Consider the following 19,823-nt stretch of genomic DNA (forward strand, 5'->3'; position numbering starts at 1 on the left):
GCCCCGAATGCCGTGAAGGCCTCCTTCCCTGCGCTCAAGGCAGGGAAGGAGGCCTTCACGGACCTCCGGACTCAGGACTTCGACAGCCGGTCGAATTCCTCGCGCGGGTTGTTGATCTGGCCGAGCGAGATGACCTCGCGCCGGAAGAGACCACCGAGCATCCAGTCGAACAGGATGCGGATCTTGCGGTTCCACGTAGGCATCGCCTTGAGGTGGTACGCGCGGTGGAAGAGCCAGGCCGGGAAGCCCTTGATCTTCAGGTTCAGCGCGTCGGCGACACCCTTGTGCAGGCCGAGGCTGGCCACCGCGCCCAGGTTCTTGTGGTAGTAGTCCTTCGGCTTGCCGCCGCGGATCACCTTGATGATGTTCTTCGCCAGCAGACGCGCCTGGCGAACGGCGTGCTGCGCGTTCGGCGGGCAGGTCGCGGTCGGGTCCTGCTCGGTGCGCGAGAGGTCCGGCACGGCGGCGTTGTCACCGGCGGTCCAGACGTCGGGGTGCCCGACGACCTGCATCGCGGCGGTGGCCTCGACGCGGCCGCGCTTGTCCAGCGGCAGGTCCGAGCCGGCGAGCACCGGGTTCGCCTTCACACCGGCGGTCCAGATGATCGTGTCGGTGTCGAACTCGGTGCCGTCCGAGAGCACGACGTGACCGTTCTCGAACGACTTCGCCGCTGTCGACAAATAGACTTCGATACCGCGCTTTTCGAGCTGCTCGACGGTGTACACACCGAGCGTCTCGCGCACCTCGGGGAGGATCCGCCCGGCCGCCTCGACGAGCACCCAGCGGATGTCCTCGACCTTGAGGTTCGGGTAGTAGTGCTCCACCGCGAAGCGGGTCATGTCCTCGAGTTCGGCGAGGGCCTCGATACCGGCGAACCCGCCGCCGACGACGGTGAAGGTCAGCAGGCGTTTACGCTGCTCGGGATCGAGCGTGCTGGCGGCCTCGTCCAGCTTCGTCATGACGTGGTTGCGCAGGTAGATCGCCTCACCGATGGTCTTGAAGGCGATACCTTCCTCGACCAGGCCCGGGATCGGCAGGATACGCGCGACGGCGCCGAGCGCGACCACGAGGACGTCGTAGTTCAGCTGCTCGACGTGCCCGTCTGCGGCCTCGACCGTCACGGCTTTGCGCTCGTGTTCGATCTTCGTCACGCGCGCGGTGAGCACGTGGCAGCGCTTGAGCACGCGCCTCAGCGGCACGACCACGTGCCGCGGTTCGATCGCACCGGCCGCCGCCTCGGGCAGGAAGGGGGCATAGGTCATGTGCGGCTGCGGGTCAACGACCGTCACGGACGCTTCGTTGGCCCGGAGCATCTTCTGGAGCCCGTACGCCGTGTAGAGCCCGACGTATCCACCACCAAGGACGAGGATCCGTGTCGGTTCCGACTTAACACCAGCCATATTTCTATAGTCGCACCCATCTGCTGAGATCGCTCGGAGACCCCATCCGGCTGTGACCAGCGTCGCCACGGTTTCCGCACCGATTCAGTTCAGGCCGGCCACCGAGGTCGCGGAGGCCAGGACGTCGCACACCATGTCGAGGGTCAGGCGGCCGGTCTGGACATTGCGCTGCGACACGTGATAACAGCCGAATAAACGCAGGTCGCCGAGGTCCGCTTCGGCTCCGTGGCCGAACTTCGGGCGTGGCGCGGGCACCGGCCAGCCCGCCTCCGCGAGCACCGGCAGCAGCGCCTGCCAGCCGAAGGCGCCGAGCACCACGACGGCTTTCAGCGTCGGCCGCAGTAACGCCAGCTCGGCCGCGAGCCAGGATCGGCAGGTTTCCCTTTCCTCAGGTGTGGGCTTGTTGGCCGGTGGCGCGCATCTCACCGGGGAGACGATCCGGGTCCCCCGCAGCTCGAGACCGTCACCGATATGGGTCGACGTCGGCTGCGAAGCGACCCCGACCCGGTGAAGCGCCTTGAAGAGGACGTCCCCGGAAGGGTCACCGGTGAACATGCGGCCGGTCCGGTTCGCGCCGTGTGCCGAAGGCGCGAGGCCGACGATCGCCAGCGACGCGTCCGGCGGGCCGAAGCCCGGTACCGGCCTGGCCCAGTAGGTCTCGCCGGCGAAGGCCGCGCGTTTGACCACGGCGATCTCCTCGCGCCACGCGACCAGCCGCGGGCAGGCGCGGCAGTCGATGACCTCGGCGTCGAGGTCGGCGAGGGAATGGAACCTCATAACGCTCCCTTCAACGCGTCACGGGCGAGACGGTCGGCGTGCCGGGTCGTCTCCGGCTGACGGAACGAAGGACACAGCCGCAGCACCTGGCGGCACGCGTTGTCCAGCGAGATCTTGTGGCCGACGGAGACATAAACGGGTTTCACCCCGTTCTGGGTGCGCAGGACCGCGCCGACGACTTCACCGTCGTCCAGCAAGGGTGCCCGCGAGCCGCGTTCCGCGCCGGGCTCGTCGTGTTCGCCGACGAACCGGGTCTTGCCGACGCCGATGGACGGCAAGCCGGTCACCACACCGACATGGCACGCGAGCCCGAACCGGCGCGGGTGTGCCAAGCCGTGCCCGTCGCAGACCAGGAGGTCCGGGGCGTGGTCGAGCGCGCGGAGGGCGTCGAGTAGCGGGGGCAGCTCGCGGAAGGCGAAAAGGCCCGGTTCGTACGGGAACGAGACCCGGGAAACGACGGTGCGCTTTTCCACGACGCGGAACCCGGACGTTTCGAGGGTGACCGCGGCGGCGGCGATCAGGTCGCTGCCCTCGTCGTAGGCGACGTCGAGTCCGGTGACCGTGGCGATCTCTTGTGGACAGCGGTCCTCGGGATCGACCAGGCCACGCAGGGTTTCCTGGATCTCGATCGCCTGCCCGGCGGTGCTCGGGCGATCATGCGCCGTGTCGATGTCCACTCCTACAGACTGCCAGTAAGTTGGGGGCATGCCGGACACCAATGCCGATTCGAACACGGCCACCGACGATAAGGACGCCCCGTCGGTGGAAACCAAGGTCGAGCCGACCGACGACCTGGTCACCACGAAGCACACGCTGACGCTCAAGCGCAAGAAGCTCGCCTACACGGCCCAGACCGGGCGGATCGTGCTGCGGAAGGAGGTCATCACCGACGGCAAGTCCGAGGGCCACCAGGCCAAGGCCGAGGTGTTCGTGACCTCCTACACACTCGACGACGCGGAGCCCGGCTCGCGCCCTGTCACGTTCGCGTTCAACGGCGGGCCCGGCTCGGCGAGCGTCTGGCTGCACATGGGCCTGCTCGGCCCGCGCCGCGTGCTTTCGGGTGACGTCGAAGACCCGGTCGCGCCGCCCTACGGGCTGACCGACAACCAGGAAACCCTGCTGGCGCACAGCGACCTGGTGTTCATCGACCCGGTGTCGACCGGTTATTCACGCGCCGTGGACGGCGAGGTGGCCAAGGAGTACCACGGGTACACGGCCGACATCGAGTCCATCGGCGAGGTCATCCGGCTGTGGGTCTCACGCAAACAGCGCTGGCTGTCGCCGAAGTTCCTGGCGGGCGAGTCGTACGGCACGTTGCGCGCGGCGGGGCTGGCGGCTCATCTGCAGGAACGTCATGGGATGTACCTGAACGGGCTCCTGCTGATCTCGTCGGTGCTGGATCTGGGCACCCTGCGGTTCACCGAGGGCAACGACCTGCCGTACTCGCTCTACGTGCCGACGTACGCGGCGATCGCGCATTACCACGGACTTCACGGTGACCGGCCGCTCGACGACGTCCTCGCCGACGCCGAGGACTTCGCGGCCAAAGAACTCCCGTGGGCCCTCGCGCGCGGCGCCCGCCTGTCCACACAGGACCGCGCGGAAGCCGTGGCGACACTCGCCTCCCTGACCGGGCTGAGCGAGTCCTATGTGGATCGGGTCAACCTGCGGATCGAGCACGTCCGCTACTTCACCGAGCTGCTGCGGGACAAGGGCCTCGTCGTCGGCAGGATGGACGGCCGGTTCACCACCTGGGAACCCGACGGCGGCCGCGAGCACATGAGCGACGACCCGTCGATCTCGCGGATCATCGGCGCTTACACGGGCGGGCTCAACCATTACGTCCGCGCCGAACTCGGCTACGAGAACGACCTGCCGTACGAGGTCCTGTCGACGGACGTCTTCAAGGCCTGGTCGTACTCCGACTTCGAGGGTCGCTCGGTGTCCTCTGTGGACTCCCTGGCTTCGGCCATGCGGGCGAACCCGCACCTGCGGGTGCATGTCGCCTTCGGTCACTACGATGGCGCTACGCCGTACTTCGCTTCGGAGCACGTGCTGGCACGCTTGCAGATTCCCGAGGAGCTGCGGGAGAACATCGACACCGCGTATTACCCGGCCGGGCACATGATGTACGTGCACGAGGAGTCGCGGGTGCGACAGGCGAAGGACCTGGCGAAGTTCGTCAAGACCGCCTCGGGGAAGTAACCCTCCTTCGCGAACCCCGCCTTCTGGTGCCATGAAAGGTCCTTTCCTTGCGAATTTTGCAAGGAAAGGACCTTTCATGGCACTCCAGGATCAGATCTTGTCGGACCTGCCGTTCACCATGTCGGCATGTACCTATCAAGAGCTCCGCTCACGGATTCACACCTACGTCAACACAGTCGGCACGGCGTTATCCGCGTGGCGACCCTGAAGAAACTAGGAGTCACGCAAAGCACGTCGTATCGAAGATGCCAGCCTGGCGGGCGGTGGACCCACCTGCTGCCAGGCATCGTCCTTCTTTCCAAAGAACAACCGACCGCGCGGCAACGAGTGGAAGCCGCGTTGATGCTCACCGATTCCCGGGGGATCGTCACCGGATTCGAGGCCGCGCGACGATATGGCCTAAGGCAGTCCGGCCCCCATGGGACAGTCCATTTGCTCATTCCACAACATCGCAAGGTGCGAAGCGTCAAGTTCGCGATCATCGAAAGAACGATCGCCTTGCCGGAACGTCGTGTGCTCGAAGGTGTACCGCTAGCAGCACCGGCCCGAGCGATCTTGGATGGTGTAAGGCGCATTCGGGACCTCGATCCCGTTCGGGCCCTGCTCATCGAAGCCGTCGAGGCGGGCCTCTGCACAGCGGACGAGCTGAGCGTCGAACTGGAGTCCGGAAGCAGGCGAGGAACGGCGCTTCCTCGTGCCATACTCCGAGAACTTTCGAACGATGTCAAATCGGTCCCTGAAGCAGCGGCGCTGGCGATCTGGAAGAAGGCCGGTTTGCCGCCTGCCGAACGGAACGTCAAGATCTTCGATGCTTTCGGCAACTACATCGGCATGCCCGATTCGTGGTGTGATGAGCTCGCCATGGCATGGGAACTCGATTCGTATGCCTACCACTTCGGCCGGGATGCGTACCGAAAGACGCTCCACCGCAACAATCGGTACGCGGCCGCTGGGATCGTCGTCGTGCAAACCTTACCGTCCCGGATTCGCGACGAACCGGACAAGGTTGCCGCTGAACTCCGTGCCGCGGCCAACGCGGCGGCAAAGCGGCCGAGACCCGACGTCACTGTGGTCCGCACCGACCGAGCCGCCTGACAATCAGGCCCGAGCGCGCTATGAAAGGTCCTTTCCTTGCAAAATCTGCAAGGAAAGGACCTTTCATGGCGTCGACTCGAACCGAGGGATCAGCCTCGCAGGTACTGCGAACCCCGCGTAACGGCCGACCAGGCGTCCACGGCACCGTGACCGTAGAAGCCGTTGAACGAAGCGTCACCGGTGCAGGTCGCGGTGAACGACGCGTCCCGGCCCTCGTCCAGGTAGTCGACGGTCCGCGGCACCGGGCAGGCGATGTCCGAAGCCGTGCCTTCGAGGACCCGCTGCACAGCGTCGGGGTTCATGCCGAAGTCGCGCGAACCCTTGCCGTACTGCGAGACGATGAGCGCCGCGACGCCCGCCGCGTGCGGCGACGCCATCGACGTGCCCTGCAGCCACTGGTAGTAGCCGACGCGGCCGTCGGCGGTGGTCGCCTTCTTGATGCCGGCGGTGACTCCCTCGGGGGTGATGTTCCCCGCCTGGTCGATGTTGCCTTCCGCGACGCCGACGTTGCGCGGATACGTCGAGAGGATCTGGTTCTCGAGCGTGCGGTGCCACGGGGTGCCGAAGTAGTCACGGTAATAGCCGCCGGGCGCGGACACCGAGATCTGCTCGACGCCGTAGTTCGAGTAGTCCGCCTTCGCCTGCGAAGGACCGAAGGACGAGACGCCGATCGTGTGCGGGCCTTCGACGGGCAGCGAGAGACAGCTCGCGTTGTCGATCTGCCTCGGGTGCGTGCTGTTCGACGGGTAGCCGGGGCTCGACGCGTCCGGCTGCGGGGCGGCGAGGTCGCTGTGCTGGTTGCCCAGCGAGACGACCTGGGTGACGCCCTTGCGGTGCGCGTAGTTCAGCGCGCGGGTCGTCGCCTCGATGACGGTGCGCTGCTCGGCCTGCTGCGCGGGCGTGTCCGCGGGGTTGGCGGCACAGTTGTACAGCCAGGGGTCCGTGTAGAAGCTCATGTTCACGACGTCCACACCGGCGTCGCCGGCGTAGGTGATCGCGTCCACGGTCGACTGCAGGAAGAAGAAGCCCGAGTCCTGCCCGGCACGGATGTTCACCAGCGTCACGTTCGGCGCGACACCCGAGACACCGAAGCCGTTCACCGCGGCGCCGATCGTGCCGGCGACGTGCGTGCCGTGCCCGTTGTCGTCGTGGTCCGCCGGGTCGACACAGCTGCGATATTCACACGGCCCGTCGACCACGGTGCCGTTGACGTCGGCGACGATGTCCTTGGTGAAGTTCCGCGAAGCCGCGGAGTCGAAGTTCGGCGCGATGTCGGGATGGCTCGCGTCGACACCGGTGTCGATGATGCCGACCTTCACCCGCTTGTCACCCGGCTGCTTGGTCCGCGCGAGGTCCGAACGGACGGACTTGAGTCCCCAGAGCTGATCGTCGAGCGGGTCCATGCCGACGGCCTGCGCTTGCGCCGGCTTCTTGGCGGACGGGGCCGCGGCACCCCGGCCCTCCTTCTCGACGACGCTCGGCTTGACCTTCGCCTTGCCGTGCTTCGGCGCGGTGCCGATCGGCTTCGCTTTGGCCGCGCCGAAGACCGAGCGGTCCGCGGAGACGCGTTCCGCGAAGCCGTTGGCGGGCGCGGTCGCGGTGATCAGGCCGACCGCGGCGTTGCTCGTCACGACGGTGCCCCCGGCGGCGCGGATCGCCTTCTCCACCGAAGCGACATCGTATGTATCAACACCGCGCCCTTCGCGGGCCAGGACGGAGAATTCCGTGGTGGCGCCGGAAAGCTGTGGTTGCGCGGACGCCACCGGCGCGGCGACGATTGCACCGAACAGCGGTACCGCCAGCGCGATGACGAGAGATCTGGGCTTTTTCACTTCCTGCCTCCTGAAGAAAGCTGTTCGTGCAAGCTACGTCAGCGACCTCTTCTTATCAACGAAGTCCCTACGAAAGTCAGGGGACGACCGTTTTCTCCTCCGCGAAATGACAGGCCGACAAATGCCCGCCGGACCGCGTGATCAATTCGGGTTCCTGATCGGCGCAAATGTCCCGCGCCTTCCAGCACCGCGTGCGGAACCGGCAGCCCGACGGCGGATCCAGCGGGCTCGGCACGTCGCCTTCCAGGCGGATCACCTGCCGTTGCCCGCGCAATGCCGGGTCCGCGACCGGCACCGCGGACAGCAACGCCTGCGTGTAGGGATGTGACGGGTGCTCGTAGATCTCCTCTTCGGTCCCCATTTCCACGATCTTGCCGAGATACATCACCGCCACGCGCGTGGAAAGGTGACGGACAACCGAAAGATCGTGTGCGATGAACACATAGGAAAGGCCGAATTCCTTCTGCAGTTCACCGAGCAGGTTCATCACCTGCGCCTGGATCGAAACGTCCAGCGCGGAGACCGGCTCATCGCAGATGATCACCTTCGGCCGCAACGCCAGTGCCCGCGCGATCCCGATGCGCTGACGCTGGCCACCGGAGAACTGGTGCGGATACCGGTTGATGTGCTCGGGATTCAGCCCGACGACGTCGAGCAGCTCACGCACCTTCGCCGCCCGCGACCCCTTCGGCGCCACCTCGGTGTGGATCTCGAAGGGTTCGCCGATGATGTCGCCGACCGTCATCCTCGGATTCAACGAGGTGTACGGGTCCTGCAGCACGATCTGGATCTCGCGCCGCAGCCTTCTCAGTTCGGCTCCCCGTAACGCGAAGATGTCACGGCCCTCGAAGGTCGCGAGCCCGCCCGTGGGTTCCTCCAGCCGCATCAGCACCTGGGCCAGCGTGGACTTGCCACAGCCGGATTCGCCCACGACACCCAGCGTTTCCCCCGGCATCAAGTCGAAAGAGACGCCATCGACGGCCTTCACCTGCCCGATGGTGCGTTTGAAGAGGACTCCGGCCCGCACCGGGAAGTACTTCACCAGGTTTTCGACCCGCAGAATGGGTTCAGACACGGCCGCTCACCACCTCGCCGGCGAAGTGGCAGGCACTGACCCTGCCGAAGCCGAGGTCGTGCAGGGCGGGCCGTTCGGTCTCGCATCGGCTCTCCGCCCGCGGGCAGCGCGGGTGGAACGGGCAACCGGGCGGGACGTTCAGCAGGCTCGGCGGCAGGCCCTTGATGGTCTCCAGCGTCTGTCCTTTGAGGTCGAGCCGCGGCAGCGAGGCCATCAGCGCCTCGGTGTAGGGATGCCCCGGCGAACGGAACAATTCGGCGACGCCCGCCTGTTCGACGATCCGGCCCGCGTACATCACGGCGATCCGGTCGGCGACCTCGGCGACCACCGCGAGATCGTGCGTGATGAGGATCAGCCCCATCCGCCGTTCGGCCTGGATCTCCGCCAGCAGATCCATGATCTGGGCCTGCACGGTGACGTCGAGCGCGGTCGTCGGCTCGTCCGCGATCAGGAGATCGGGGTCGAGCGCGAGTGACATGGCGATCATCGCGCGCTGCCGCATCCCGCCCGAGAACTGGTGCGGGTACTCGCGGACCCGGCGGGCGGCGGCGGGGATGCGCACGGTGTCGAGCAGTTCGATCGCCCGCTTGCGTGCGTCCTTTTTGGACATCCCGAGCCGGACCCGCAGCTGCTCCTCGATCTGGAATCCCACGGTGAAGACGGGATTCAGCGCCGAAAGCGCGTCCTGGAAGATCATCGCGATCTCCCCGCCCCGGACTGCGCGCCGCCGCTCTTCGGTGGCCGTGAGCAGATCCTCACCGCGATAGCGGACGGCGCCGCCGGTGACGACGGCGGGCGGGCTGTCGAGGATGCCCATCACCGTCTGCGCGGTCACACTCTTGCCCGAACCCGATTCCCCCAGCACGGCGAGGGTCTCCCCGGCGTGCACGGAGTAGTCGACGCCGTTGAGCACGGTCGCGACCCCGTCGGACGTGCGGAACTCGACGTGGAGGTCTTCCACCTCTAGCAGCAATTCGTCGGTCACAGCCGCTCACCGGGCCTTCGGGTCGAGCGCGTCGCGGATCCCGTCACCGAGCATGACGAACGCGAGCACGGTGATGGTGACGAATCCGGCGGGGAACAACAGCATGTGCGGGTTCACCCGGAAGTAGTCCCGCGCGTCGCTGATCATCACGCCCCACGAGACGACCGGCGGCCGCACACCGACACCCAGGTACGCCAGCGTCGCTTCCGCGCCGATGAACGCGCCGAGCGCGATGGTCCCGTAGACCAGTACCGGCGCGACCGTGTTGGGCAGCAGGTGCCGGAACACGATGCGCGGCGTGCTGGCGCCGAGGCCGCGCGCGGCCTTGACGTAGTCGAGTTGCTTGGCCACCAGCGTCGCCGACCGCATGATGCGCATCGCCACCGGCCAGCTCAGCGCGGCGATCGAGACCACCACCTGCACGATGATGGTGACCACGCCGGGGTTCGAACCGGGTGCGTTGAAGGTGGTCAGGATGACGATCGCGCCGAGCACGAACGGCAGCGCCGCGAAGATGTCGCCCACCCGTGAGAACAGGCTGTCGACGAGGCGGCCGTAGTACCCGGCGACGATCCCGACCACCGAGCCGATCAGGATCGTCAGCACCGTGGCGAAGACGCCGACCAGCAGCGACGCGCGTGCGCCGTGGATGGTCCGCGCGTAGACGTCGTAACCCTGGTTGTCGTAACCGAACCAGGCGTCCGCGGACGGGCCTTCGTTGGCGTGGAGCAGATCGCTGAACCCGGCGGGCCGGGAACTGAACAGGTCGGGCGCGATCGCGATGAGCACGACGAGCACGATGATGGCGGCGGAGATGATGAACGACGGCCGTTTGCGCAGCATCCGCCAGGCGTCGCCGCCGAGACTGCGCGGTTTGTGCGCCACCGCGGAATCGTCGGCGACTCCGGCGCCGGCGACGTCCACGGAGGACATGCCACCCGCCACATTGGGGTCAGTCATAACGGATCCTCGGGTCGAGAACGGCGTAGAGCAGGTCGACGGTGAGACTCACCAGCAGGTACACCATCACCAGCAGGACGACGACGCCGGTGACGGTGGCGCCCTCCCGGTTCTGGATACCGCGGAAGATGAGCCCGCCGATGCCGTTGATGTTGAACACGCCTTCGGTGACGATGGCCCCGCCCATGAGCGCGCCGATGTCGGTGCCGATGAAGGTCAGCACCGGGATCACGGAGTTCCGGAGCAGGTGCACGCCGACGACGCGGCTGCGCGGCTGGCCTTTCGCGACGGCCGTCCGGACGTAGTCGGCGTGCCGGTTTTCGGCGATGCTCGTCCTGGTCAACCGGGCGATGTAGGCCATGGAAAGGCTGCCGAGCGCTATTCCCGGCACGATCAGTTCGCCGATCGTGGCGTCCTCGGAGACGCTCGCGTCGATGAGGCCCAGCTCCGAACCGAGGACGATCTGGAGCACGATCGCGGTGACGAACACCGGGATCGAGATCAGGAACGTGGTGGACATCAGCACGAGGTTGTCGAGGAAACCCTTGCCGCGCAGGCCGGTCAGGATGCCGGCGGACAGGCCGATGATCGCTTCGATGGCCACCGCGATGAGGGCGAGCCGGACGGTGACCGGATAGGCGTTCCCGATCAGTTCGCCGACCGAGACGCCGTTGAAGGTCTCGCCCCAGTCGCCGGTGAACAGGTTGCCGAGGTATTTGAAGTACTGGACGAAGATCGAATCGTCGAGGTTGAACTTCGCGGTCATCATCTCGATGTAGGCGGGCGGGCAGGCGACCTGACCGCATTTGCCGGCGAACGGGTCACCGGGCACCGCCCACACGAGGGCGTAGATGAGGAACGTCGTGCCGAAGAAGACCGGGATGAGTTGGAGTAGACGTCGGAGGATGTACTGGGACATGAGCGTGCCGTCCTGGGGATCGCGTGGTGGGAGCTGTCGGTCCGGCGGGTCGTGAGTGGCGATTCGGCTTGGTACCCGAATCGCCACTCACGACCGCACGACCACGCGATTACTTCGCCGCGACCTCGATGGACGCGTAGTCCGCGAGTCGACCGAAGTCGAGCTTCACGGTCTTGAGGCGGTTCGACTTACCGCCGACCCCCTTCTCTTCCCACACGGGGATCTGCGGCAGATCCTTCGCGATCAGGTCTTCGGCCTGCTGGTACAGCTTGATCGCGGCCGCCTTGTCGGCGGTCTGGTCCGCCTGGGTCAGCAGCGCGTCGACGGCCGGGTTGTTGTAGGTGGAGTCGTTCGACGAACCGGTGCTCTTGTAGCGCGGGTTCAGGTAGTTCTCGATCGACGGGTAGTCGGCGGCCCAGTCGGAACGGCCCATGCCGGTCAGCTGGCGGTTGTTGACGATGCTGCGCCACTGCCCGAAGTCGGTCGCCGGCACGAAGTCGCATTCGACGCCGAGCGCGTTCTTGATGCTGTTGCACGCCGCGACCAGCGGTTCCTTACGCCCACCGTCGGCGTTCGACGCGATGGTCAGCTTGCCGGTGTAGCCGGACTTGGCGAAGAATTCCTTGGCCTTCACCGGATCGAACTCGCAGTATTCGCAGATGCCGGGCCGGTAGCCCTCGATACCGCGCGAGACGTAGCCGTCGGCGGGCGCGTAGGTGTCGTTCATGACGGTCTTGACGATCTGCTCACGGTCGATGGCCAGTGAGATCGCCTTGCGCAGGTCCAGGTTGTTGTAACCGGGTACGTAGTACGGGAGCGCGAGCGCGCTGATGCCGAGCAGCTTCCCTTCGACCAGCCGCTCACCGAGGTCGGTCTTGTACTTGCCACCGGCCTTCGCCGCGGGCGGGAGCGCCTCCATGAAGTCGAGGCGATTGCTCAGCAGATCCTGGTACGCGGTCTCCTGGCTGGTGTAGATGCGGACTTCGAGGTCCTTGAACTTGACCTTGTCCTCGCCCTGGTACTCCTCGAACCGCGTGAGCTTCATGTTCTGGTTGGGCGTGCGCGAAACGAACTTCAGCGGCCCGTTGCCGATCGGCGCCTTGGCGAACGCCTCCGGGTCGGCGAAGAACTTGTCCGGCAGCGGCGCGAAGGCGAGGTAGCCGATCTTGGTGGAGAACACCGAGAACGGGCCCTTGAGGGTGACCTGGAACTCGTAGTCGTTCACGACCTTGAGCCCGGACATCTCCTTGACGGCGGGCTCTTTGGCGCTGATCTCGTCGTAGCCCTGGATCTGCTCGAAGAACGACGCGTTCTGCATGCCGTTCTTGCCGTTCGCGCTGTAGTTCCAGGCGTCGACGAAGTTCTTGGCCTTGACCTCGGTCCCGTCGTGGAACTTCCAGCCCTTTTTGATCTTGATGTCGAAGACCTTCGAATCGGTCGTGGTGATCGATTCGGCCATCAGGTTGTACGGTTCGGCGGTGTCGGCTTTGTAGCCGACCAGTGCCGAGAAGACCGGCTTGAGGGCCTTGGACCCGCCGAGCTCGTTGGTGTTGGCGGGAATCAGCGAGTTCTCCGGCTCGGTGCCGTAGACCGAAACCGCCGCGTTGGCGTCCGTGGCGCCGGATCCCTTGTTCTCCCCGGACCCACCACCCCCACAGGCCGTCAGCAGCAGGGCCGCCGTGGCCACCACCGCCGTCGCTCCCCAGAACCCGCGTGAAGCCCGCATGTCCCCTCCAACTCTCGTCGTCGGATAGCCCGGCGGGCGCCGGTCGCGCCCTACCGCCCAGAAGGTGAGACGACGCTATGGGACAGGTGAAGCCGATCACAGTGCGTTGATGTTGCAAATGTGTGACAGTCTTCCGGACCACCCGGTCAGAGCACAACGTTGGTAGGCACGACGCTGCGCCGAATGGCCCCATCCGGACTGGAGGTCACCACTTGATCACCTAAAGAAATGGCTTCGTTCAAGAGAAAATGGACGGTCAAGCCAACGAGAGCGCGATGCCGTCGAGGATGTCGTGTTCGGAGACCACCAGCCGGTCGGGACCACCGCGCGTGGCGAACTGCTCGGCCAGCACCTGCACGATCACGGAGCCACCACCGATCACATCGACCCGGCCGGGATGGATCACCGGGTTCGCCGCACGGGCCGCGTGGTCGGCCGTGAGCAGCGACCGCGCGACACGGTCGATGTCCGCGTGGGAGAGCTTCGAGAGATGGGTGCGCTCGGAGTCGTACTCTGGCAGACCCTGTGCCACGGCCGTCAAGGTCGTGACCGTCCCGGCGACCCCGATCCACGTCTTGGCGGTGGACACGTCCACGACGTCGAAGGCCTCGGTGAGGACCTTGGCGGCCAGCTCGCGGGCTTCGGCGATTTCGGCCGCGGTCGGCGGATCGGACTTCAGCGCGCGTTCGGTGATCCGCACACAGCCGATGTCGACCGACTTGGCCGCGATCACCTCGGCCTGACGGCCGTCCCAGGTCCCGACCACGAGTTCGGTCGAGCCGCCGCCCACGTCGACCACCACGAACGGGCCGTCGTCGGGATCCTGCTCGCCGACGGCGCCGGTGAAGGACAGCCGCGCCTCTTCGTCCCCGCTGATGACTTCGGCCTCGGTGCCGAGCACCGCACGCGTCATCGCGAAGAACTCGTCGCGGTTGCTCGCGTCACGGGTCGCCGACGTCGCGACCATGCGGACCTTTTCGACACCTTTGCGGCGCGCGGCGATCGTGTAGTCGGCCAGTGCCTCGCGGGTGCGCTCGAGCGCCTCGGGGGCCAGCCTGCCGGTGGCGTCCACTCCTTGGCCGAGGCGGACGATCCGCATCTCCCGGTGCAGGTCGCGCAGGTCGACCGTCCCGTCGTGCCGGGGGGTCAGCTCGGCGACGAGCAGGCGGATGGAGTTGGTCCCACAGTCGATCGCGGCAACACGAGGCATGCTCCGGAGATTACAGCGGAGCGAAGCTTCTCCGTCGAGGGTGGTGGCGGGGCACGGACGGAGCAGTCGACGCGATCAGGGGGATCTGGTACCGCCGGTGCCCGTTGGCGTCACCGTGGTGGTCGTTGTGGTCGTCGTCGGCGAAATACAGGTCGACGGCGGAGGCGAAGTCTTGGTCGAAGTCGTGTTCGTGGTCGTGGGGCTGGTGCTCGATACCGTCTCCGTCACGGTGACCGCCGGGCATTGCGGCGGCTTCGAGGTCGTCGGCGATTTCGAGGAGGACGAACTCGAACTCGTACTGGTCCCCGGCAAGGTGCTCGACGGCGGCGTCACCGAACCGGGTGGCGTCGACGGCACCGGAGGCGGCGGTACCGACGCGGGCGGCGGAGCGGCACCGGCGTTCGGGGCGCCGATGGGCACCCGGCTGTCCGGCGTCGGCAGCACACCCGTGCGGTAGGCCTCGGCCCAGATCAGCACGGTGTTCACGTAGGTGTCGGAGTGGTTGTAGCGGAAGACGGCCGTGCGCAACTGGTCCGGTTTGGACAGATCGAGCCCGCCGGAGCACAGGTACCGCCCGGTGCCCAGCGCCGCGTCGAAGATGTTGTTCGGGTTGGACTCGCCGTCGCCGTTGCCGTCGGAGGCGTAGCCCTTCCACGTCGAGGGAATGAACTGCGTCGGGCCGACGGCGCGGTCCCAGACCGCGTCACCGTCGAACTTGCCGCCGTCGCTGTCCGGGATGGCCGCGAACGGTCCGGCGCCGTTGAGCTGCGGGCCGAGGATCGGTTCGAGGGTGTTGCCCTTCGCGTCGACGTAGCCGCCGCGAGCGTGGTTGGACTCGATGCGGCCGATACTCGCGATCAACGCCCAGTCGATGTGACAGGTGGGCTGTTCTGCGATGAGGATGTCGGCGGCGTTGCGGTACGCGGCGAGCGCGGTGACCGGGATGCCCAGCGGTCCGTCGGGGAGTTCGTCCGCGGGGAGCGGGAGCGGAGTCGGGGCGTTCGGCAGGCTGCCGTCGACACCGATCTGCTGGACGAGCGGGTTCTTCGGGTCGTAGCCACCGACGAGGGCGACGTTGTCGGAATGGACCGTGCTGGCCGTCGCGGCCCAGCTGCCGGCACCGATGACCGCGGCACAGGCCGGGACGATGGCGAGGACGCCTCCGGTCACCGCGGCGATCGTGCGGTGACGGAGACAGAGTCCGCGGACGGCTCGAGGTACGCGTCTCAGGCGTGAGCCCACGAATACAGCACCGGTCACCGCGCCTGGCACGTGCCTCACGCGCATACCTCAGAACCCTCCCGGCGGATCGCGACCCGGCGATCCGGTACCTGCCCGCCCCGTCAACCCCGGCCACGCCCAGCCTGCCGCATACGGTCACCGGTTTCACCCCATTGGGGAGGACCAGTTGGTCGACATCGGGTGAATTAACCCACCTGGAGGAACTATCTGTGCACCGGGGGCCGGTGTTACTCCTGGCAGTCGCCCGACGGCCACCCGTTGGCCTTGAGCAGCGCGAGGGTCTCGTCGCCGAACGGGTTCACCCCGGGACCGGCGGCAAGCGTGTGCGCCAGGTGGACGTGCAGGCATTTGACGCGTCCGGGCATCCCGCCCGCGCTGACCTCGTGGCCGAGCGGGTCGATGGCGTCGCGTTCGGCGAGGTAGCCCTCGTGGGTCCGCTGGTAAGCGGCCGCCAGCTCGGGGTCCTCGGCGAGCCGGTCGGTCATTTCCTTCATCAGCCCGGACGCCTCGAGCGTGCCCACCATCGAAGTCAGCTTCGGACAGGTCAAGTAGTAGAGCGTGGGGAACGGGGTGCCGTCGTCGAGGCGAGGACTGGTCTGCACGACCGACGGGTGGCCGCTCGGACAGCGCGCGGCGACGGCGCGCAGCGCACGGGGGGCCCGGCCGAGCTGGTCCGCGATGATTTCGCGGTCGGCGTCGGTCACAGGCTCGAAGGAAGACTTTTCCGTGCTGTTCACGCCCGTAAGGCTAAACGGAGAGCTTCAGCCGCCCGCGACCTGATCCCACAGCTTCTCGTACCAGGAGCCCGCGGGCACCGGCTGCTGACCTTGTGGCTGCGCCTGTTCGGGCGCCTTGTCCTCGGGGAGCTGCACGATGTACGGCGTCTCGCCGGGCTTCACGAAACCGAACCGCTTCCGCGCTTCCGCCTCGATCTGCGCGGGGTCGCTCAGCTCGGCCTTGCGGCCTTCCAGCTGAGTGACGCTCCGCTGGAGTTCGGACTGCAACTGCTGCTGCTCGGTCACCTCGGACTTCTGGCTGAGGTACGTGCGCAACGGGACGGCGATGGTGAACGCGAGCGCGCACACCACGATCGCCACCACCGCGGCCCGGCGGGTGGTGGACATGCCGAGCACCTTCGCGGCACCCGATGCCCGTTTCGCCGCCAGGCTGCGGCGCAGCCGGGTTCGGGCGCGGACCTCCGTCGTCGTCGTGCGACGGGCACGCTCCGGACGACGGCCCCTGCCGGAGCCACCGCCGCCCGCGCGCCCGCTGCTCCGACGGGTCGTCCGCGCCCTCCCCCGGTCCGACATGGCCGCTTACCCCTCCGGGGTGAACCGCGGGAACGCGAGGTCGCCGGCGTAACGCGCCGCGTCGGCGAGGGTCTCCTCGATACGGAGCAGCTGGTTGTACTTGGCGATCCGCTCGCCGCGCGCCGGGGCGCCGGTCTTGATCTGGCCGACACCGGTCGCGACGGCCAGGTCGGCGATGAAGGTGTCCTCGGTCTCGCCGGACCGGTGGCTCATCATCGACTTGTAACCGTAGGAGGTCGCCAGGGAGATCGCGTCGAGGGTCTCCGACAGCGTGCCGATCTGGTTGACCTTCACCAGCAGCGCGTTGGCGGCGCGGCGGGTGATGCCTTCTTCGAGACGGTCCGGGTTGGTGACGAACAGGTCGTCGCCGACCAACTGGACCTTCTCGCCGATCTCGGTGGTCAGCTGGACCCAGCCGTCCCAGTCGTCCTCGCTCAGCGGGTCCTCGACGGACACGAGCGGGTAGTCGCGGACGAGCTCGCCGTAGTAGGCGGACATTTGCTCGGCGCTCTTCTTCGCACCCTCGAAGGTGTACGCGCCGTCGGAGAAGAACTCCGTCGCGGCGACGTCGAGCGCGAGCGCGACATCGCGGCCCGGGGCGTATCCGGCCTTCTCGATCGCCTGGAGGATCAGGTCGAGCGCTTCGCGGTTGTTCTTCAGGCTGGGTGCGAAGCCGCCTTCGTCACCGAGGCCGGTGGCCAGGCCGCGGCCCTTCAAGACCGACTTCAGCGAGTGGTAGACCTCGGTGCCCCAGCGCAGGGCCTCGCGGAACGACTCGGCGCCGATCGGCGCGATCATGAATTCCTGGATGTCGACATCGGTGTCGGCGTGCGCGCCACCGTTGAGGATGTTCAGCATCGGCACCGGCAGCACGTGCGCGTTCGGCCCGCCGAGGTAGCGGAACAGCTCCAGCTCGGCCGACTCCGCGGCGGCCTTCGCGACGGCGAGCGACACGCCGAGGATGGCGTTCGCACCGAGGCGGGACTTCGCCGGCGTGCCGTCGAGGTCGACCAGCTTCTGGTCGACGATGCGCTGGTCGACGGCGTCGGTGCCGACCAGGTCCGGGCCGATCTCGTCCAGGACGGCCGCGACCGCGCGCTCGACACCCTTGCCGTTGTACCGGCCGGTGTCGCCGTCACGCAGCTCGACGGCTTCGTGTTCGCCGGTGGACGCACCCGAGGGGACCGCGGCCCGCGCCAGCGTGCCGTCGTCGAGAGCCACCTCCACTTCGACCGTCGGGTTGCCTCGCGAGTCCAAAATCTCGCGAGCGCCTACCTGCTCGATGAGCGCCACGCCATGCTCCTCATGTGGGTTGTGCCTGCGGTGACCGGGCTCAGCCTAGCCGTCGGCGCCGTTCACCCGGTGGAGGCACGCGCCACACTGCACGCCGATCGGACTTCTCCGACCTTCCTCCCCGCCACCACCCTCGACCGAGGAGCCGCGCTCCGCAGCACCTATTCCGGAACTGGTTCACCTGCCCGGACTTCACGCCAGCCGGACGGAAGCTCGACGGTGTCGGAGAACTGCTGCCAGAAAGTCCAGCTGTTGCCCCCGATGTCGGAGACGGTGAACACGCGGGCGCCGTAGGGCTGGTCCTGGGGCGCGTCGATGTCGGCGTCGTCGCCCAGTGCGGCGCGGACGCGCTCGTACTGCGCGTCGGCGTCGGGGACGTACACGATGTTCAGCTGCCCGACCGGGCCGTCGACACCCTTCGCCTGCCAGTATTCGGGGCCGACCCCGGCCAGCTGGATCTTGGCCGGACCGGCGCACAGCGTGGCCTGGAACACCTCTCCGGAGGCGTCGGCGAAGCGCACTTCCTCGGTGAACCCGAACACTCTGACCAGCCACGCGACCGCCTCGGTCGCGTCGGCGTAGTAAAGGTACGGTGCGAGCCCGAGGTAGCCGGGCTTATCCGTTTCGGCGCTGCTCATGGCAGGACAGTCCACCATGACCGTTTCAGCGCCTCGTGGACGGCCCCGCCCCGGCGTATCGTGGAGCGGACCATGATGGATGCCGAACCCGCCCCAGAACCCGGTCAGGACCCGTCCGGCGAGTCGCGGTTCCGTGCCTTCCGCCAAGCGGAGGCGCTGGTCGAAAGCCGCAGGCCGCTCGACGCCCTCAAAGCCCTCGAACCCCTGCTCGAAGAGGAAACCGACAAACCGAGTGTCCAGTTGCTGGCGGGCCGCGCGTACTTCCACTCCGCGCAGTTGCGCCGGGCCGAACGCGCCTTCACCCGGGTGCTGGAACTGGATCCCACCGATCATTACGCCCGATTCGTGCTCGGGCGGACCCTTCAGCGCCTCGGCCGGTTGACCGAGGCGCTCGCGCAGATGCGGATCGCGTCGGCGATGCATCCGATCCCGGAGTACCTGGAAGCGATCAGCGAGGTCAGCGCGCGGATCGCGTTGCGCGACTGACCGCCGCGGGAGCAAGGGACCTTTGCTCTCGATCCTGATCGCCGTCACCCTCGGAGCAAGGGACCTTCGCTGTCACGTGGACCTGGCCCGCAGATGGGCGCGCTCGCCCTGCTTGCCGAACAGCACCAGCAGTTCCACCGGGCCCGGCCCCGCGCTCCCGAACCAGTGCGGCACCCGCGTGTCGAACTCCGCGGCCTCGCCGGGCCCCATCGTGAAGTCACGGTCACCGAGGAGCGCCCGCAACCGTCCACTGAGGACGTACATCCATTCGTAGCCCTCGTGGGCCCGTTGCACCGGCTCGACGTCCTCGACCGGGATCAGCAGTTTGAACGCCTGCGGCTGACCCGGCTGCGCGGTCAGCGACCAGGCGGTGAACCTGCCGAACTTCTGCGCTTTCATCCGCACCCGGGGGTCGGCCGGTTCGGGTTCGCCGACCAGTTCGTCGAGCGGGACCTGATGCGCCGCGGACAACGTGAGCAGCAGCTCCAGCGTCGCCTTCCGAGTGCCCGATTCGAGCCGCGAGAGCGTGCTGGCGGAGATGCCCGTCGCCTCCGAAAGCGCGGAAAGGGTGGTGCCGCGCTCCTTGCGAAGCCGCTTGAGCTTCGGGCCGACTTCGGAAAGCCGCCGTTCGATGTCCTCCATCCCGCCAGTTTGCCAAATCGGCAATGAA

At 67.2% G+C, this 19,823-nt stretch carries 19 protein-coding genes; 3 read left to right on the forward strand and 16 right to left on the reverse strand.

Annotated features, from left to right (window positions below; genetic code table 11):
- Window positions 1-71: 71 nt before the first annotated feature.
- From P3102_RS31775 to nfi, 3 genes are all read right to left on the reverse strand, one after another.
- Window positions 72-1,400, reverse strand: a complete 1,329-nt coding sequence (locus tag P3102_RS31775) for an NAD(P)/FAD-dependent oxidoreductase (RefSeq protein ID WP_276371451.1) — start codon at window positions 1,398-1,400, stop codon at window positions 72-74.
- 84 nt (window positions 1,401-1,484) lie between these two features.
- A complete protein-coding gene (locus P3102_RS31780) occupies window positions 1,485-2,177 on the reverse strand; it encodes a uracil-DNA glycosylase (protein ID WP_276364206.1) in 693 nt (230 codons plus the stop codon).
- Window positions 2,174-2,854: a deoxyribonuclease V gene (gene nfi / locus P3102_RS31785; protein WP_276364208.1), complete on the reverse strand. Its 681-nt coding sequence runs from the start codon at window positions 2,852-2,854 to the stop codon at window positions 2,174-2,176. The genes P3102_RS31780 and nfi overlap by 4 nt, the downstream gene beginning before the upstream one ends.
- Window positions 2,855-2,882: 28 nt before the next feature.
- On the opposite strand from nfi, the gene P3102_RS31790 reads away from it, so the two are divergent.
- Together P3102_RS31790 and P3102_RS31795 are read left to right on the forward strand one after the other, a co-directional pair.
- Window positions 2,883-4,382: a peptidase S10 gene (locus P3102_RS31790; RefSeq protein WP_276364209.1), complete on the forward strand. Its 1,500-nt coding sequence runs from the start codon at window positions 2,883-2,885 to the stop codon at window positions 4,380-4,382.
- 195 nt (window positions 4,383-4,577) lie between these two features.
- Window positions 4,578-5,477 carry a hypothetical protein gene (locus tag P3102_RS31795; RefSeq protein ID WP_276364211.1) on the forward strand — a complete coding sequence of 300 codons (900 nt, stop codon included), beginning with the start codon at window positions 4,578-4,580 and terminating at the stop codon, window positions 5,475-5,477.
- Window positions 5,478-5,566: 89 nt separating this feature from the next.
- Here the strand turns inward: P3102_RS31795 and P3102_RS31800 are convergent, their stop codons facing one another.
- From P3102_RS31800 to P3102_RS31855, 12 genes are all read right to left on the reverse strand, one after another.
- The gene (locus P3102_RS31800) at window positions 5,567-7,309 is read right to left on the reverse strand and encodes a S8 family serine peptidase (RefSeq protein ID WP_276364212.1); all 1,743 of its coding nucleotides are present in this window, start codon (window positions 7,307-7,309) and stop codon (window positions 5,567-5,569) included.
- 76 nt (window positions 7,310-7,385) lie between these two features.
- On the reverse strand, window positions 7,386-8,384 hold the full coding sequence (locus P3102_RS31805) for a dipeptide ABC transporter ATP-binding protein (protein ID WP_276364214.1): 999 nt from the start codon (window positions 8,382-8,384) through the stop codon (window positions 7,386-7,388).
- Window positions 8,377-9,369 (reverse strand): ABC transporter ATP-binding protein, encoded by a 993-nt coding sequence (locus P3102_RS31810; RefSeq protein ID WP_276364216.1) that lies wholly within the window; start codon window positions 9,367-9,369, stop codon window positions 8,377-8,379. Before P3102_RS31810 ends, P3102_RS31805 begins: the two co-directional genes overlap by 8 nt.
- Window positions 9,370-9,375: 6 nt before the next feature.
- Window positions 9,376-10,329 (reverse strand): ABC transporter permease, encoded by a 954-nt coding sequence (locus P3102_RS31815; protein WP_276364217.1) that lies wholly within the window; start codon window positions 10,327-10,329, stop codon window positions 9,376-9,378.
- Window positions 10,322-11,248, reverse strand: coding sequence for an ABC transporter permease (locus P3102_RS31820; protein ID WP_276364219.1), 927 nt, complete (start codon window positions 11,246-11,248; stop codon window positions 10,322-10,324). The genes P3102_RS31815 and P3102_RS31820 overlap by 8 nt, the downstream gene beginning before the upstream one ends.
- 109 nt (window positions 11,249-11,357) lie before the next feature.
- A complete protein-coding gene (locus P3102_RS31825; RefSeq protein ID WP_276364220.1) occupies window positions 11,358-12,974 on the reverse strand; it encodes an ABC transporter substrate-binding protein in 1,617 nt (538 codons plus the stop codon).
- Window positions 12,975-13,230: 256 nt separating this feature from the next.
- Window positions 13,231-14,184 (reverse strand): Ppx/GppA phosphatase family protein, encoded by a 954-nt coding sequence (locus P3102_RS31830; RefSeq protein WP_276364222.1) that lies wholly within the window; start codon window positions 14,182-14,184, stop codon window positions 13,231-13,233.
- A 75-nt stretch (window positions 14,185-14,259) separates the two neighbouring features.
- Window positions 14,260-15,471: a lytic murein transglycosylase gene (locus P3102_RS31835; protein WP_276364224.1), complete on the reverse strand. Its 1,212-nt coding sequence runs from the start codon at window positions 15,469-15,471 to the stop codon at window positions 14,260-14,262.
- A gap of 182 nt (window positions 15,472-15,653) precedes the next feature.
- Entirely contained in the window at window positions 15,654-16,163 is a 510-nt protein-coding gene (locus P3102_RS31840; protein WP_276364225.1) for a DUF501 domain-containing protein, read from the reverse strand.
- A gap of 24 nt (window positions 16,164-16,187) precedes the next feature.
- Window positions 16,188-16,550 carry a septum formation initiator family protein gene (locus tag P3102_RS31845; protein ID WP_346660207.1) on the reverse strand — a complete coding sequence of 121 codons (363 nt, stop codon included), beginning with the start codon at window positions 16,548-16,550 and terminating at the stop codon, window positions 16,188-16,190.
- A gap of 192 nt (window positions 16,551-16,742) precedes the next feature.
- The gene (eno, locus tag P3102_RS31850) at window positions 16,743-18,029 is read right to left on the reverse strand and encodes a phosphopyruvate hydratase (RefSeq protein WP_276364228.1); all 1,287 of its coding nucleotides are present in this window, start codon (window positions 18,027-18,029) and stop codon (window positions 16,743-16,745) included.
- 161 nt (window positions 18,030-18,190) lie between these two features.
- The gene (locus P3102_RS31855) at window positions 18,191-18,667 is read right to left on the reverse strand and encodes a VOC family protein (RefSeq protein ID WP_276364230.1); all 477 of its coding nucleotides are present in this window, start codon (window positions 18,665-18,667) and stop codon (window positions 18,191-18,193) included.
- 72 nt (window positions 18,668-18,739) lie between these two features.
- On the opposite strand from P3102_RS31855, the gene P3102_RS31860 reads away from it, so the two are divergent.
- Window positions 18,740-19,153, forward strand: a complete 414-nt coding sequence (locus P3102_RS31860) for a tetratricopeptide repeat protein (RefSeq protein WP_125782553.1) — start codon at window positions 18,740-18,742, stop codon at window positions 19,151-19,153.
- A 72-nt stretch (window positions 19,154-19,225) separates the two neighbouring features.
- On the opposite strand, the gene P3102_RS31865 is transcribed toward P3102_RS31860, so the two are convergent.
- The gene (locus P3102_RS31865) at window positions 19,226-19,795 is read right to left on the reverse strand and encodes an XRE family transcriptional regulator (protein WP_276364233.1); all 570 of its coding nucleotides are present in this window, start codon (window positions 19,793-19,795) and stop codon (window positions 19,226-19,228) included.
- Window positions 19,796-19,823 lie beyond the last annotated feature (28 nt).

The sequence above is a fragment of the Amycolatopsis sp. QT-25 genome, from assembly GCF_029369745.1.
Classification (GTDB): domain Bacteria; phylum Actinomycetota; class Actinomycetes; order Mycobacteriales; family Pseudonocardiaceae; genus Amycolatopsis.